A 15735-nucleotide genomic window follows, 5' to 3' on the forward strand; every position below is an offset into this window, starting at 1 on the left:
GCAAGGGAAATACTAGAAATTAAGCGTCAGCGAGGCGCTGATGGTGCGTCCTAAGATCGGCCGAGCATAGTAATAGTCGTATCCTGCTTGAACATCGTTGATGGCCCGCGGGTTTCCTTCGGTTAACCCGAGCTCATCACTGATATTTGTCGCTTTCACATGCAGCGCAACCGCGTCGGTAAAGCGATAATTCACCCCCATATCGATTGTGGTGTAGGCAGGGAGCTCAAACTTATTCTCCCCATCTGAGTAACGCTCCCCTAAATGGTGAATAGTTAAATAGATATCACCATCGTCAAAGTAGTAGGTTGGCGTTAACCTAAGCTGCACTTTGGGTGTGCGCTTCACTTGCTTGCCTTCCCAATGTGCAAATGCTCCGGTAAATCCTTCCATTTTTGGGTCTTGCAACACGCCAGTCAGCTCAAGCTGTAAATTGTCATGCGCCTGCCACACTGTTTCAAACTCAAGACCATCGGTGACAGTGTCTATCGTTTGATTCGCCACTTCACCATCGCTGCCGGTAAAATTACGTTCCACTAAGTCATTAAATTTAGTTCTAAACAAGGTCAGTGATGCGCCAATTGAATCACCAGCATAGCGAACACCCAACTCGCTAAAGGTTAGATTAACGCTGTCATTAAAGTCGGCATCAACCCCTGAGTGAATATTCTGACCGAAGCTCATTAACCTTGGCATTTCGAAGGCGTCGGCATAACGACCAAATACTGACACATCATCCGAGAAGGTATAATTGAATCCCACCGTCCATGCGGTTTCGGTTTCGCTACGAGTTTTTGACAGGAATTTGTGTGACGGCATATCGACGTAATTGTTGGCAAGATTGTTATCTATGTCATTACCAGCGCTGTCAAAAGCGCCCGCAACAGGCTGTGCAAATGTGGTTGCGGAGGCGGTGCTATCTAGCTCCAACCACTCAATCCGTACACCACCGTCAATACGAAGGTTATCGGTTGCTTGATATTGTTCATTAATAAATAAAGAGTTGGAAGTACTGGTACCAAAAGCGCTTGCCTGACCCCAGCCAGGAGCATAACCTGTTGAGCCGTGCTCGGTTAGTTGACCAACCACTTGCTGATTACTGTTAACTGCAACAATATCGAGTAATCGAGCATTGTCTTTTACTTCCGTTAAAAACTGCGATTCCCATTTATCAACTGGCAAGGAATCCGCATCTACATAGGCAAATAACCACCCAATGGTCAGCGTGTGCTGATCACCTTCATAGGTAAAATTGAGCTTATTAACAAATTGCTCAGCATCGTAGCGCGAATAAAGCGGGTAGCTTGTGGTGACTAAGCCGTTTCCGTTTAAATTGCTAACATCTGTCAGTATTTCACCACTATCGACGTATCGATACCGTGCGGCAACGGCGCCATCACTGGCAAACTGGTCCAGCATATTTTGCACATCTTGCTGTCCAAGTCGGGTATTGGCATTGACGAGTGTCGAGTTATCGAAGTTAAGCAAAATATACATGTCGTTTTCAAACTGTGAGTAACGGCCAGCGGTATTTAGCAGCCAACGGTCGCTTAACTCCCAATCTAAGTGATAGCCCAGCGTACTAAACTTGGTATGCTGCCCATCTTTAAGGTCTCGTGTTTTATAGCTGCCATCAGGCTGTAAATAGTGTAAAAAGCGCTGACCATTACCAATCAAGGTGCCATGCTGTGGGTCAACACCAGCAATGCCTTTAGGGTCGCTTTGATCTCTAAGCGGAATAGGCACAAAGAAAGTGGTATGGTCATTGAGGTGTTTGGCAGACAGCGTGAGTTGGCCTTTGTCGAACTCACGCACTAAATTGAGTCGAAGTTGACCGCCGTGATCTGCGGTAAACTCTGTGTCTCTCACACCATCAGAACGACGATAAGAGCCACCTATCGACATTTTCCAGTTGTCACTAATGGGTGTGCCATAAAAGAACTCGCCGCGATACATGCCGTAATCGGCAGCAGTTAAGCGGATCGTCGCTTCTTCAATATCATCCGGTTTACGGGTAATAAAGTTTACTAACGCCGCGGGGCCATTTGTGGTCAGTAGACCTGAGGTGCCCCACGAACCGCTTCCATATGTTCAATCGTGATATCTTGACGCTGATAAAAATCAACCCATACGCCGTCGTACACCACTGGTAGCCCATCTTCTTCAACGCCGATGTAACGGAAACCTTCACCGCCACGTAGTCCTCTAGGCGCAACATTATTGTTGGTTTCACCACCTGAATCTTCAACCCAAAAGCCTGGCACGCTTTCCAGTAGATCCGCCGTACCTAGCGGTGCTTCTCGCGCCAACTGTTCGGCATTTAATGTGGTAATTGAGACCGATGATTCCAACTTAGTTTGGCCACGCCCACCGCTGCCAGTCACGACAATTCGCTCAAGGTCGAGTAGTTTCTTTTTTTCTGTAGTTTCTTGCGTCTCTTGTGCTTGTGTTTGTGCAACCGCTGTGTGCGAACCCAATAACGCGCCACTGATAGCAAGCGCAATAAGATGTTTGTTATAACGAGATGTATTATTGCTCATGGTATTCCCTTCATTCTTGTTGTTGGCAGAGCAAGTGAGTGAAGCTCTGTAAATCTATAAACGAACGAAGGGAAAGTTTTAGGAATATTTTTATTAAACTTAGCTCAATTTAAGTCTTTGAATGTCTTTTTGCGGTGGTAATCCAAATAATCGACTGTACTCACGGCTGAACTGCGACGGGCTCTCATAACCCACCACACCACTGGCTTGGTTGGCATCTAAACCATTAATCAACATTTGCTCTCGCGCTTCTTGTAAACGCAGGGTTTTAAGATACTGTAATGGGCTTGTGCCTGTGGTACTTTTGAAATGCTGCCGAAAAGAAGACGCACTCATGTGCACTCGGTCTGCCAGTTCATTGATTTCAATTGGTCGCATAAAGTTGGTTTTAAGCCAGCTCACTGCTTTTACAATTTGACTGCTTGCAGACCCCTCAAAAGCCAACCGAGTTAAGATCTCAGCATGCGGCCCCTGTAGCAATCTAATGACGATTTCCTTTTCAATAAGCGGCGCTAAGCTATCTCTTAAATTTGCGTCGTACTCAAGAGAAAATAATCGAGACAATGCGTCGGTTAAGCCTGCATCAATATGATGTATTGAGATAGATTTGGAGACTGACTGCTTTGCGGGCTTACTTAAGTTGAGCTCCGCCGCAGTTTGCAAAATAAGGTTGTAATCGAGTTTAACAAGCATACCAACAAAGGGGTGATGGCGAGAGGCTTCGGTCACATGAGAAATGAGCGGTAAATCAAACGTCGTCAGCATAGCTTGGCCTGCGGAGCAAAACAAAATTTCGTTATCTATCGAGATTTGCTTTGTACCTTGAAGCACCACCGCCAAACTCAACGTATAAATACAATGTAATGGCTCTGTTGGGGCACTGCGAATATGCATAGAAAGCTTTTGTACTTGGCTCTCATGATCTCCGGACTTTTTACAGCACAGCAGTACACGCTGTACCAGTGGTTTCACGAGTTCACGATAATCCTCAACCATTTAACTCCCCCTTAGTGCTTACACATGCTTAGCTAAAAATGGAATAATTTGCTCCACGGCTAACGCAACGGCTTCTGGATGATCATAAAGATCGTAATGAGACCACTCTGATAATTCAACCAATTGCCTGTCTGCCGAAGCAAATGACTTCCCGTATATTGCCTTACCATCACGATAAGCGCCAAATGCACCTATCTTTTGGCCAACAATGGCCATCATAGGCTGTGTCATCAACGTTTCAGCAAATGCAAACGCGTCCCAACTTAAAATTTTGTGCGCGTGCGAAAACAACATCCGCGTTGCACCGCCCTCAGCTTGGCCTCGTTTTGTTTTGTAATACTCGGTCGCTTCAAAAACATCACGCTCCGTTAAGCCGTTTTGTTTAGCAAATTCTAGGCTTGGCGGTAGCAGCTCATTTACTTGCCCTTCAGCCCCCAATGCTTCCGCGGTACGCTGCTGTGATATCGCTTCAAGCGTACCTAAAGGATTAAATTCAGAGAAATCTTCACGGAACAAACGACCAAGGTTGACGGGCGTCACACCGATCGCGGCTTTTATCCTTTTCTCTGTAAGCGCTGAATTAAATACATAACCACCGCCGCCACAGATCCCAAGTGAAGCAATACGGTTTGCATCCACGAAATCTAAGGTAACAAGATAATCTATTGCATGGCTAATATCTTCAACACGCTGATGCGGATCTTCCTTGAATCGCGGTAGTCCTCCCGAATGACCCTGAAAGCTGGCATCGTAAGCAATAACCACATAGCCAGCATCGGCCAGTGCTCGTCCGTAGATAGCACTCGACGTTTGCTCTTTGCAGCTACCAAACGGATGTACTGACACTACCGCTGGGTATTTGTTCAAGGGATTAAAGTCATCTGGGGTTAGCATCAGTGCGGCGATATCCCAAGCCATGTCTTTATTTCTAAACGTAATTTCTTGCTGAACCATTGTTATCTCCAATTCCAAGTAACGAGTGGTAATTACCCTTTTACAGCCAAACCTAAAGCGTACGTTTGAAAAACGCTGTCAACACGCTTACGGCTTCATTGACTTGCGCTTCGCCATCGTACAATTCCATGTGGTTTGCTCCGTTAACAACATGCATGGCTTTGTCTGTTGAAGCCGCTCTTGCTATCAGGTCATCGCTCATCCATTTGCTACCTGCAACACTGCCAACTACCGCAAGTAGAGGTTGGGTAAGGAAGGCTTCAGACTTAAAAAAAGCATCGTATGTAATGATTTGAGTCAGGCTTCGCGCAGTTGCAAAACCTGGCGCAGTATGGTGTGCGGCTCGCGCTGTATGATAGTATTCCCACGCTTGGCGAAGTTCTTCGTTAGGGGCATCCTCTTCTCTAAGGGGTGCTAAAGGGATTGTTGCTGTTTCATCGCTATTTGCATCAGCAGAGCGAGCGTCAGACCCCGCCTGAATATAAGGCATAGCAAGTGCATCAGCTACGCTATTATCCCAACCATTTCTAAACATTTGTCCAATATTTACCATACTGACCATACCAACCGCTTTAATTCTTTGGTCATTGATTGCTGCATTCGCCGAATAGCCAGCGCCAGCACAAATCCCCATGACACCAACTCGATCGTTATCAACAAATGGCAGGGTCGTAAGGTAATCAATCACAGCACTGATATCTTCGGTACGCACATGTGGGTTTTCTAATTGACGAGGCTCACCCGTACTTTCCCCTTGATATGAAGCATCGTAGGCGATGGTAACGAACCCTTGCTCCGCCAATCTAGATGCATAGGTGCCAGCAGTTTGTTCCTTTACGCCACCACCGGGATGAGAAACAACAATGGCAGGATAAGTCTTCAACTCGTCAAACTCTGTAGGTAAATTGAGTAAACCTGAAAGCGTGATAGCTAAGCCATTTGTGTTTGGAAAAGTAACTTTGTTCATGTGAAACCCTCAAAAATAAATGTGACTAATGCGCTGATATACATTGCCAAGAACACTGCGCTTTGTTGCTATCTAGTATAGGTAAGCGTAATTATGAATGTTTGCCTAAAATGATGAGGTGTTTGTCTATTTCAACGAAAAGTACTTATTTACATACCGCATAAACGATAAAGATTTGAGTTACTAGAATGTACCTAGTTTTGACCTAATCTGCGCCTTTCTATGCTCATATGGGTACTGAGAATCGGGGTGATCTCTGACTCTGGGGCGGGAGCAAAAAGGTGGTTGCCTTGGATAAGGTGACAGCCATTGAGATTAAGAGACTTAGCTTGCAACGCGGTCTCAACACCTACCGCTACACATTCTACATCCAAGCTCTTTGCCATCTGTACAATCAATTTTGCAATATCATTTTGTGAAGCAACCGACTGAGGGGTCGCAAGGAAAGCCGGTGGAATTTTAATGGTTTCAAACGTAAGTTTTTGCAAGTACAGCATGCTGGTATGCCCAACACCAAAATGATCAATCGAGATCCGCATACCGGTTTGCTCCAATTCCGCCATCACTTCCGGTGCTTTATCAAGTAGCTCTATCAGGTCAACTTCTTTGATTTCTATTTCAATTTGCCGAGATGGCAACTGATGTTGCGCAGCCTGCTCCATAAAGTTTTTTATTACAGTTTTATTGGTTAGTTCAGCAAGCGAAAAATTAAAGCTAACCACGAGATTATCGTACTCGTAAAACCATGTTTTCATCGCCAGAAAGGCCAGTGCTCTGAGCTGTTGCCCAATTTCTACCATCAGATCGCCATCACATGCCGCTTCAAAAAAATCTTCAGGTACCAACAATTGGTCATCTTGCTGCCACCTTGCGAGCACTTCAAGTTTTTTAATCTTGCGGGTATGCGCATCGACAATAGGCTGGTAATAAGGAATAAACTCTCGATTATCTAATCCCTGAATGATCCGACTTTCTTGCACTAAACGCTGCTCCGACTCGTGATCTAGGCGTGCGTTATAAAATTGAAACTCCGTTTGTGTGGCTTTTTTAGCTCGATACATTGCGGTATCAGCATGCTTTAACAAAGCTTCCGTGTTGTCACCATCATCAGGGTAAATTGCAACGCCAGCACTCACCGTGGCTTTTAGACTAACTTGGCGCAAACAATATTGTCCATTAACGCTACTCAATACTTTGCTCACGACCTTACGTACGTATTTTTTATCTTGGATCCCGTCAATGAGTAACACAAATTCATCGCCCCCCATTCTGGCAACGGTGTCGCACCCTCGAATTTGCTGAGTTAATCGACTCGCAATTTCTTTGAGTAATAAGTCGCCATAATCGTGCCCCAGTGAGTCGTTGATTTTTTTGAATTTGTTGACGTCAATAAATACCAAAGCAAACTGGTGACTCATGCGCTTGGCTCGTTTACAAGCCTGCACTAAACGGTCATGCAGCAATAAGCGATTGGGTAACCCAGTTAATGCATCGTGATGAGCTAGGTGATTCATTTTTTTCGCCATCAATCTCGACTCTGTCACATCTTGAAAGACCATTACAGTGCCAAGGTAGCTGCCATCTTTAGCTATAATAGGAGAGAAGGAATCTTGGATAGCAAAGGTAAGACCAAGATGATTGGTGATGGAAGTGAGTTCAGGTAAACAAATGGTATGGCCTTGCTTTAGGCAAAGTTCAGGGAATTGATTCACCGAAGCTTTGGTTTCTTCGTGATACATAGACATCACATCATCAAATCGCCGCCCGACCACTTCTTCATTTAACATCGCGAGAATGGCTTCTGTGACTGGATTAATATAAGTGATCACGCCATTTACGTCTGTACAGATCACGCCATCACCAATAGAGCTCAGCGTCACTTCGAGCAATTCCTTTTCTTCTTCTAGTGCTTGAGCGAGGCGGTTTTCTCTGTTGCTAGTATTAAAATAACAGAGATACCCTGTAACGGTATCCGCGACTTTAATTGGTAAAGTAACAGGACTAATAACTTTGCCACTGTGTTTAGTCGTGCAATTACCATAACTTTGCATAACAAGCGCTTCGAACATGCTTATTGCACCACTCTTCCCCTCGCTATGGATGTTACCGCTCACAGCGATTAAATTTTCAAGTTTTAACCCTATTACTGTGCTGCCAACACCCAGTATGGATTGCATTTGGTCATTGGCTTGTAGAATAACGCCATCGCTGTCTAACACCGCTTGTGGCACGGTAGAGTCATCATCAACCATAATTTTTTTAGTATCTTGAGCTTGCCACCAAAGCAGTGCTACAAACAAAAAAACTAAAGCGATGATGATGATAAAAGTCACTGGTGACAGTAAGAATAAGCCCAATTTATCGGCCATAAGCATGGTTAAGGAGAGTAAAATACCAACAACTAAGAATATCCGTCTCATTGCCTAATCAAACCTAAGTATGGTGAAGATGCATTTAGCGGTGTTTTGTAAAATGATTGCCCTTGCTATCGGCACTTCTACGCTGAATCTAAACTCGTTAGATAAGTCTATCGGCTGATTACGCAGTAAGCAGGTATCAAACACAAAGAGATGTTTGCATCAGTGTTTAATAACTATTGTTCACAATAGCAACGAATTCAAGTTTTTATCTGTTCTGAAAACGAAAGATTATTGCAGTAAAACTTCAGTATTTACGTGTGCTGTAAAGGGGCTTTACAGCACATCGCCTGGTTATTTAAGCTGAGGTTTGAATAAGGAATATGTCAACTAATTATTTTTAAACTCAAGTTATTTAGACCACACCGCAAATTCATTGCCGCTCGGCTCAATAAAGTGAAAGCGACGACCGCCAGGAAATTCAAATATAGCCTTGCTTATCTCTCCGCCCGCTTGCTCTACTTTGCTTTGTACGGCTTCCAATTCATCGCTGTACAACACTACGAGCGCTCCACCTTGCGCTTGTTTAGAAGACACATCGGCTCGGAAAAAGCCGCCATCAAGGCCTGAATTTGCAAACGCAATATAATCTGGCCCGTAAGATTCAAATTGCCAATCAAACACCTGCTCGAAGAAAGCTTGTGTTGCTACTAAGTCTTTTGCTGCTAATTCTACATAGTTTATATGGTTGTTCATCTTTTATTCCTTTTAAAATCTGTGCTTCATTTATGCTGTTATCGCCTCGGGCCTGTTGACCTTTGCTGTTTGATTTTTGTTCTTCTGAGTGTGTTTTGGTCGCGACGCTCGACTTGCCGCCTAGTAATCTAGGCAAAAGTTGAGCAACAATGAACAAAGCGCACTCAGATGAACCCAAAGGGCAGCGCTTGATTAGCATTTCTTCTGTGTTGCCCCACAAGGATGTGGGGTAAGGTGACTTTGCAGGAGCACAAAGTCTTTATCGCCAGACTTACATAGAATGACTATGCTACGCTGGCTCTGCCTTGTATAAATACCAATCAAACTGCTGCAAAAACAAACTTGAAAGAGCAACAGGCCCTAATAGAAAGCATTTTGTAGTCGCTTCTAAATCAATGTTAAAGTGTAGGCAATTTTATTCAGCGTTTATTATTGATTGTGCGATTATTATCTCTGCTCACTACTTTAGGAACTATCACATTCATGAGTTTCATCACTTCAGCTCACGCAACAGCAGCACAAGTGCCACTGACCACTTCGCAAATGCTTGGACAAAAGCTTATGCTCGATTTCCGCTATTACTGCGGTGAAAGCAAAAGGCCAAGTGGAGATTGTAGAGCAGCGATGACAACTTTACCGCCTGAGCTGTCCGAATTAATTAGTAAATATGACATCGGTGGCGCTATTTTGTTCGCCGAAAATGTGCAAAACACCGCGCAAATCGTCAGTCTAACCAATGCTTTGCAAAGTGCGGCACAACAAAGTAAAAGTCAACTTCCTTTATTTATTGCCATCGATCAAGAAGGTGGCCGTGTTGCGCGAATAAATCGTGAACAAGCAACGTCGTTTACCGGCAATATGAGTATTGGGGCAACCTATCCAAAACGGGGTGATACTTACGCAACCAAAGTGGCAAGCGCAATTGGAAAGGAGCTAAATAGCTTAGGGATCAACGTAAACTTCGCCCCAACGGTAGATGTGAACAGCAACCCGAACAATCCGGTTATCAATGTGCGTTCATTCTCGGAAAATCCAAAAGTGGTCGCCAAATTAGGTCTTGCTCAGGTAAAAGCATTTGAGGCCGCAGGCGTTCTCTCTGCGCTAAAGCATTTTCCTGGCCACGGTGATACACATGTTGATAGCCACACGGGACTACCTCGTGTTGATCACGACCGCGACAAAATTAACCAGCAAGATTTATTGCCCTTTGCCGAGATAATCAAAGCATCGCCTCCTGGCATGATAATGACTGCCCATATTCAATATCCGGCGCTCGACAACAGTAAAGTCGTCAACTCTCAAGGTGAGAGCATGATAAGGCCTGCGACTATGTCTTATCAGATCATGACACAACTACTGAGACACGAGTTGGGATACCAAGGCGTGACCGTCACCGATGCGCTAGATATGGCTGGGATCAGCGACTTTTTTAACCCAGTCGATGCTACAATTGAAACGTTTAATGCCGGCGTGGATATCGCGCTAATGCCTATTGCTATTCGCAATCGTGCAGACATCAAACGCTTTGAGCAATATATGGCTCAGCTAGCCGACGCGCTTGATACCAATAAACTAAACCAAGCACAACTTAGCAGTTCTATGGCCCGTATCGCTAAGCTCAAGACAAAGCTGCCGCAATCGAGCGCTTCTTTGGCCATTGCCAATTCAACACTGGGTAATCCAAGCCATCGTCGCTTAGAAGCAGAGCTTGCACTAGCGGCTATCACCGAAGTAAAAAATGATGGTGTATTGCCGCTCAGAGATAACGCACAAGTTGTTCACCTTATCATGCCTGACAGACAAAAATGTTTTGCACTGGAGCAAGCGTTACAAACATACAGCAAAAACTCGCTCACACTTTCTTGTACAAGCCTACAAGCCTACGACCCAAACATTGCACATGATGCAATTAAACAGGCCGACGTGATAATCGCCGCACATGCATCACCACCGCAAAGTGCGGTAGAAATTGGCGGCATGGACGATGTAAAAAAGTTACGAGAGCATGGGGTGGCGCGTAATGTACAACCTGAGGCGCTGAAAGCATTACTGCAATACGGTCAGAAACTGGGTAAAAAGCAGCTATTTATCAGCCTAAGAGCACCATACGAAATTAGTACCTTTGGCCCTCTTAGTAACGCAGTATTAGCAAGTTATGCTTATAATGTAGACGTAAATCATGATAAAAAAGTAGCTGGGCCTGCCTACACGGCGCTGGCCAAAGTGATTTTAGGAATAGCGAATGCGGAAGGTTCACTGCCTGTTACAGTAAACCACTAATTGGAGGAATCTATGGATCCCAGTGCTTCTTTAAGTGCACCACATGCAATAAGAAAATTGATCAAGGATGGTGATTATACGGGCCCTACTAAAGGGTTCGTGCCTGGGTTCACACAATGTAATGTGATTATTTTGCCACAAAGCGAAGCATATTCATTCTTTCGCTTTTGTGAGAGTAATCAATCTGTTTGCAAGCTAATTATTCCGCCCAGCGAGCCGGGTAATTTTAACTTTGACACTTTGGGGAAAGATATAGACATTCGCTACCACCTCCCCAAGTATCAGATTTTAAAGCATGGCCAGCTCGCCCAAGAATGCCATAATATAGAAGAGCACTGGCGCGACGATTTAGTTACCTTTGCTTTTGCCAGTTATCTTTCTTTTGATAACTTACTCGCGCAGTATGGAATAAACCCGCCATCGGCGAATCCAACCACGCCTTTACCACTCTACATCAGTAATCTGCCTTGCAACTCAGTAGATAAGTACGAGGCGAATCAAATATTGGCGATGCGCCCATTAACCAAGCAAAATCTTATTAGTACCATTCAAGCGGCAACGCTGAGCCGACTTCCCTATGCGTTGCCACTTCATTTTGGTGAACCTAATGAGGTCGGGATCAAAGATCTGAGCAAGCCTAATTTTGGCGAGCCATTGATTTGTAAAGAGGGGCAGCTTCCGGTTTTTTGGGGTTCCAGCCTAACAGCTCAGTTAGCCATAGCAAAAGCGGCACCTGAGTTTTGTATTATGAATAGTCCACACCATTTATTGGTGACAGATAGACAAGATTTAGAGCTTGCAGTAACGAAGTAGGAAATAAGCATGTTATTAAATTGCGACTTGGGTGAAAGCTTTGGCGCTTGGAAAATGGGGTTAGACGAACACGTAATGCCACATATCGACATGGCCAATGTCGCTTGCGGTTTTCACGCAGGAGATCCTGATGTACTCGCGCAAACACTAAAGCTGGTCAACACGCATCAAGTGACGCTTGGCGCACATCCAAGCTATCCAGACCGCCAAGGGTTTGGCCGCCGCTCAATGCAGCTCTCTGAGCAAGAGATCATCAACACCTTACATTACCAAATTGCCGCAATTGAAGGGATGGCAAAGGTGCAAGACTTGACGCTAAGTTATGTAAAACCACACGGCGCACTTTATAACGATATGATGAAGTCACAAAGGATATTAAGCTGTGTTATCAGGGCCATTTCACACTATCCAAGTGAGCTTAAGTTGATGGTGCTAGCCACTGCGCAACAAGCAAGTCACCAACAACTCGCCGACGACTATAACGTATCACTGATTTTTGAAGCCTTTGCCGATAGGCTTTACACCGATGAAGGCTTACTGACTCCCCGCTCTGAAGCGGGCGCAGTGCATGACAAATCAGCGCTACTTGCACAAGTTAGGCAATTACACCAGCAAGGCAGTGTTACAACTGCAAGTGGGAAGTCACTTTCCTTACGTGCCGACACCTTATGCGTTCACGGTGACAACGAGGCGAGCATTGCCTTAATTGAAGAAATAAGAAACGTGATAAATCAATAATTTGTGATAGTCTGGCCGTACATGTTTAATAAGTGAAAGTTAACTAAGCGAAAGGACTTTACATGCAGCTCACAACAGAAAGACTTACCTTAAGACCTATACTTAATACAGATTGGCCGCTATGGTTAGAACTTCATCAACAACCAGATGTCATGCGTTTCATCGGTGAGATTACCGATGAAGCTACGCTGCGTGAAAAGTTTAACCGTGGTTTAAGCGCCGGACTTGGGCAGTGGCACAAAGAAGATAACACCTGGCTCACCTTAGTGATTGAAGAAACGGCCACAGCGACCCCAATCGGGCTACACGGATTTTTAAGTATGTGGACACCGTTTCAACAGGCCGAGTTAGGTTTTATGCTTTCCCCCGAGTTTCAAGGAAAAGGTTACGCCTTTGAAGCTTCTAGAGCCGTCATTGATTTTGCCTTGCACGAATGTAATTACCACAAGCTCATCGCCACCGTTACGCAAGGAAATCAAGCCTCTCACCATTTACTCAAAAAACTAGGATTTGAGCTTGAAGGCACGCTAAAACATAACTTCCAAATTAACGGCGAGTGGGTAAATGACGAGAAGTTTGGATTGCTTAAGTAATAACAGAGCGGTACTCACCAAATGAGGGCGGATCATTTGTTTTTAAAAACGCTAGATCTCCCTCATTCTAACCACCCGCTATAGCTATAACATGGGTAACACTCATGCTTCTTAGCAAGTTAATCACTATTACGCTCAGAAGGCAGATCACTCATATATTCCACAAACTCAATTTCATATCCAGCTGGATCAATAAAGTAAACGTTTTTTCGGTGTGGATGCTGCGCTCCGACTTTATCGACCGCATAACCCGCTTCGGTTAGCCTATTAACGACACGCTCGATACTTTGAACCACATAGGCAAAATGTGCCAAGCCGACTTGGTGACCTTCGAGTGCTCTGTTGTGACCCTCACCGTGATCGCTAAACGCTATATAATGATAGTCATCACCAAAATGCAGCCATGTTCGTGCTTTGCCGTACCACTCGCCTTGCCCTTTGCTTCTAACTTTCCAGTGAGGAAATGCGGCGCGATAAAAGTGAAGCACCTCTTCTAGGTCGCTAACTACCAAATTTACGTGTTCTAAGTACATATCATCCTCTTCATTATAAATTTCGCTAACTGCTGGCAACGATAAAACCGCAAGCTAAGTTGAGGTAAAGCACTTTTTTATAGACTTTTAATTTGTTCACCGCAAAGAGTTGATTAAGCTGCAATATGGCGCATAGTGGAAATGATAATTAGAAACAGGATGAGTCATGAAATACTTTCTAGCAGGCGTCGCGATTGCGAGCTCAGCTTGCGCTGTGCAAGCCGCATCGCTTGAGCCAACCGATATATTTAATCTTGAATATGCTAATCAAATTGACATCACCAATGACGGTGACAAAGTCTTCTTCGTGCGAAACCGCATGGATATCAAAAGTGATAGAAAAGTCGGTAATATTTGGTCTGTAGACCTTGCTACCAATGCAATGCAGCCAGTTACCTCTGGATTGCACATGGATTATTCTCCTGTGCTGTCGCCCAGTAATGATCGCATCGCTTTTGTTTCTACTCGCGACGGTAGCAGCCAAATTTATGTGAAATGGTTAGCAACCGGTGCCATTGCCAAGATCAGCAATTTAGCTCATGGACCATCAGGACTATATTGGTCACCAGATGGTAAAAGCTTATACTTTAGCCAGTTTGTTCCCAGCCAAAAGGCACCACCGGTATCTGTTACAGGAAAACCCAAGGGGGCAGAATGGGCAAAACCACCCGTATTTATCGATGAGGTATATTATCGCGCCGACGGTGCTGGTTATACCGAACCGGGCTTTAATCATATTTTCAAAATTGACGCCAACGGTGGCAACGCAAAACAGTTAACCTCAGGCAACTTTGATCATGGCGGCGAACTGAGTTTTGCTGATGACGCAAAGGCACTGTATTTTTCGGCTAATCGCCACAAGGATAACCAATTAAACCCAACCAACAGCGAAGTCTATAAGCTAGACCTAAACTCGCTTGAAATCACAGCGGTAACTGACCGAGTTGGCCCAGATAATCACCCAGAGGTGTCACCTAATGGCCGCTATCTGGCTTACCTTGGTTATGATGATAAAAAAACCAATTACGAGAATAGCCTACTCTATGTCAAAGATCTCAAATCAGGCGAAACCAAAACCTATGCAGCCGATTTAGATAGAAGCCTTGCCTCTATCACTTGGGCCGCCAACAGCCGTGGCGTCTATGTAAGTTACGACAGTGAAGGGAAAACCACACTTGGCTACCAGCCGCTAAAAGGGCGTTTTGAGCAGATAACGGATGCCATTGGTAGTGTTAGTTTTGGTCGCCCCTATTCAGGTGGTGACTATACCATCAGTGATCGTGGACTAGTGGCTTTTACACTTGCAGATACCCAGCGCCCTGCCGATGTCGCAATTGTAAAACGCGGCGAGCCAAGACCAATTACAAAGCTTAACGAAGATGCCCTTGGCGATAAAACACTGGCAAAAGTTGAAGAAGTTTGGCTAAAGTCGACACATGATCAACTGCCAATTCAAGCTTGGGTCGCCTACCCTCCTGGGTTCGATAAATCTAAAAAGTATCCGCTCGTACTTGAGATCCACGGTGGCCCAGTTGCAAACTATGGCCCACATTTTAGCGCCGAAGTACAACTTTTTGCCGCCCAAGGCAGCGTCGTGCTTTACATGAATCCACGAGGCAGCGACTCCTACGGCAAAGAGTTTGCTCAAACTATCCACCATAACTACCCAAGCCATGACTTTGACGACCTAATGACAGGTGTCGATCACCTGATTGGCGAAGGCTATATAGACAAAGACCGCTTGTTTGTTACGGGCGGTTCAGGTGGCGGCGTACTCACTGCGTGGACTGTCGGTCACACGGATAGATTCGCAGCAGCGGTCGTAGCAAAGCCGGTGATTAACTGGTATAGCTTTGTATTAACTGCAGATTTCTATCCATTTTTTGCGGACTACTGGTTCCCAGGAAAACCATGGGAGCACATGGAACATTATATGAAACGCTCGCCTATTAGCTATGTGGGTAATGTAAAAACCCCAACCATGCTACTGACAGGTGAAGCGGATTATCGTACGCCAATTTCAGAAACTGAGCAGTATTATCAGGCGCTTAAGCTACAAGGTGTAGAAACAGCTATGGTCAGAATTCCAGATGCCTCACACGGAATCACCAAAAGGCCATCCAACCTGCTAAACAAAGTGGCTTATATTCAGTGGTGGTTCGACAAGCACGATCCGAAGAAATAAACGGGATCCCAACCAAGCCGGGG

The 15735-nt window shown here is 44.9% G+C and carries 13 protein-coding genes; 5 read left to right on the forward strand and 8 right to left on the reverse strand.

Annotation, left to right across the window (positions count from 1 at the left end):
- Positions 1–12: 12 nt before the first annotated feature.
- The 7 genes from GSF13_RS03990 to GSF13_RS04015 all read right to left on the reverse strand — a co-directional run bounded on the left by GSF13_RS03990 (position 13) and on the right by GSF13_RS04015 (position 8570).
- The gene (locus GSF13_RS03990) at positions 13–1956 is read right to left on the reverse strand and encodes a TonB-dependent receptor (protein WP_249122634.1); all 1944 of its coding nucleotides are present in this window, start codon (positions 1954–1956) and stop codon (positions 13–15) included.
- Between the two features lie 95 nt (positions 1957–2051).
- Complete coding sequence (locus tag GSF13_RS24580) at positions 2052–2540, reverse strand: Plug domain-containing protein (protein WP_249122635.1); 489 nt, start codon at positions 2538–2540, stop codon at positions 2052–2054.
- A gap of 99 nt (positions 2541–2639) precedes the next feature.
- Positions 2640–3536 (reverse strand): AraC family transcriptional regulator, encoded by an 897-nt coding sequence (locus GSF13_RS03995; RefSeq protein WP_211865267.1) that lies wholly within the window; start codon positions 3534–3536, stop codon positions 2640–2642.
- 18 nt (positions 3537–3554) lie between these two features.
- Positions 3555–4490 carry an alpha/beta hydrolase gene (locus GSF13_RS04000; protein WP_211865268.1) on the reverse strand — a complete coding sequence of 312 codons (936 nt, stop codon included), beginning with the start codon at positions 4488–4490 and terminating at the stop codon, positions 3555–3557.
- 52 nt (positions 4491–4542) lie between these two features.
- Positions 4543–5457 (reverse strand): alpha/beta hydrolase, encoded by a 915-nt coding sequence (locus tag GSF13_RS04005; RefSeq protein WP_211865269.1) that lies wholly within the window; start codon positions 5455–5457, stop codon positions 4543–4545.
- Positions 5458–5651: 194 nt separating this feature from the next.
- Positions 5652–7877 carry an EAL domain-containing protein gene (locus tag GSF13_RS04010; RefSeq protein WP_249122636.1) on the reverse strand — a complete coding sequence of 742 codons (2226 nt, stop codon included), beginning with the start codon at positions 7875–7877 and terminating at the stop codon, positions 5652–5654.
- A gap of 348 nt (positions 7878–8225) precedes the next feature.
- On the reverse strand, positions 8226–8570 hold the full coding sequence (locus tag GSF13_RS04015) for a VOC family protein (RefSeq protein ID WP_010603872.1): 345 nt from the start codon (positions 8568–8570) through the stop codon (positions 8226–8228).
- Between the two features lie 483 nt (positions 8571–9053).
- Here GSF13_RS04015 and GSF13_RS04020 point away from each other — a divergent pair, with 483 nt between their 5' ends.
- From GSF13_RS04020 to GSF13_RS04035, 4 genes are all read left to right on the forward strand, one after another.
- A complete protein-coding gene (locus GSF13_RS04020) occupies positions 9054–10850 on the forward strand; it encodes a glycoside hydrolase family 3 N-terminal domain-containing protein (RefSeq protein ID WP_211865271.1) in 1797 nt (598 codons plus the stop codon).
- A gap of 12 nt (positions 10851–10862) precedes the next feature.
- Positions 10863–11663, forward strand: coding sequence for a DUF1445 domain-containing protein (locus GSF13_RS04025; RefSeq protein ID WP_174169626.1), 801 nt, complete (start codon positions 10863–10865; stop codon positions 11661–11663).
- 9 nt (positions 11664–11672) lie between these two features.
- A complete protein-coding gene (locus GSF13_RS04030) occupies positions 11673–12401 on the forward strand; it encodes a 5-oxoprolinase subunit PxpA (RefSeq protein ID WP_174169627.1) in 729 nt (242 codons plus the stop codon).
- 62 nt (positions 12402–12463) lie between these two features.
- Positions 12464–12994, forward strand: a complete 531-nt coding sequence (locus tag GSF13_RS04035; RefSeq protein WP_174169628.1) for a GNAT family protein — start codon at positions 12464–12466, stop codon at positions 12992–12994.
- A 119-nt stretch (positions 12995–13113) separates the two neighbouring features.
- On the opposite strand, the gene GSF13_RS04040 is transcribed toward GSF13_RS04035, so the two are convergent.
- Complete coding sequence (locus tag GSF13_RS04040) at positions 13114–13527, reverse strand: VOC family protein (protein ID WP_174169629.1); 414 nt, start codon at positions 13525–13527, stop codon at positions 13114–13116.
- Positions 13528–13693: 166 nt separating this feature from the next.
- Between GSF13_RS04040 and GSF13_RS04045 the strand changes: the two genes are divergently transcribed.
- The gene (locus tag GSF13_RS04045) at positions 13694–15712 is read left to right on the forward strand and encodes a S9 family peptidase (RefSeq protein ID WP_211865272.1); all 2019 of its coding nucleotides are present in this window, start codon (positions 13694–13696) and stop codon (positions 15710–15712) included.
- Positions 15713–15735 lie beyond the last annotated feature (23 nt).

The organism is Pseudoalteromonas sp. M8, from assembly GCF_018141365.1.
Classification (GTDB): domain Bacteria; phylum Pseudomonadota; class Gammaproteobacteria; order Enterobacterales; family Alteromonadaceae; genus Pseudoalteromonas.

Coding starts and splice junctions, on each gene's coding strand:
- GSF13_RS03990 (WP_249122634.1), bottom strand. CDS start 1,956: ATGTATCGCGGCGAGTTCTTTTATGGCACACCCATTAGTGACAACTGG.
- GSF13_RS24580 (WP_249122635.1), bottom strand. CDS start 2,540: ATGAGCAATAATACATCTCGTTATAACAAACATCTTATTGCGCTTGCT.
- GSF13_RS03995 (WP_211865267.1), bottom strand. CDS start 3,536: ATGGTTGAGGATTATCGTGAACTCGTGAAACCACTGGTACAGCGTGTA.
- GSF13_RS04000 (WP_211865268.1), bottom strand. CDS start 4,490: ATGGTTCAGCAAGAAATTACGTTTAGAAATAAAGACATGGCTTGGGAT.
- GSF13_RS04005 (WP_211865269.1), bottom strand. CDS start 5,457: ATGAACAAAGTTACTTTTCCAAACACAAATGGCTTAGCTATCACGCTT.
- GSF13_RS04010 (WP_249122636.1), bottom strand. CDS start 7,877: ATGAGACGGATATTCTTAGTTGTTGGTATTTTACTCTCCTTAACCATG.
- GSF13_RS04015 (WP_010603872.1), bottom strand. CDS start 8,570: ATGAACAACCATATAAACTATGTAGAATTAGCAGCAAAAGACTTAGTA.
- GSF13_RS04020 (WP_211865271.1), top strand. CDS start 9,054: ATGAGTTTCATCACTTCAGCTCACGCAACAGCAGCACAAGTGCCACTG.
- GSF13_RS04025 (WP_174169626.1), top strand. CDS start 10,863: ATGGATCCCAGTGCTTCTTTAAGTGCACCACATGCAATAAGAAAATTG.
- GSF13_RS04030 (WP_174169627.1), top strand. CDS start 11,673: ATGTTATTAAATTGCGACTTGGGTGAAAGCTTTGGCGCTTGGAAAATG.
- GSF13_RS04035 (WP_174169628.1), top strand. CDS start 12,464: ATGCAGCTCACAACAGAAAGACTTACCTTAAGACCTATACTTAATACA.
- GSF13_RS04040 (WP_174169629.1), bottom strand. CDS start 13,527: ATGTACTTAGAACACGTAAATTTGGTAGTTAGCGACCTAGAAGAGGTG.
- GSF13_RS04045 (WP_211865272.1), top strand. CDS start 13,694: ATGAAATACTTTCTAGCAGGCGTCGCGATTGCGAGCTCAGCTTGCGCT.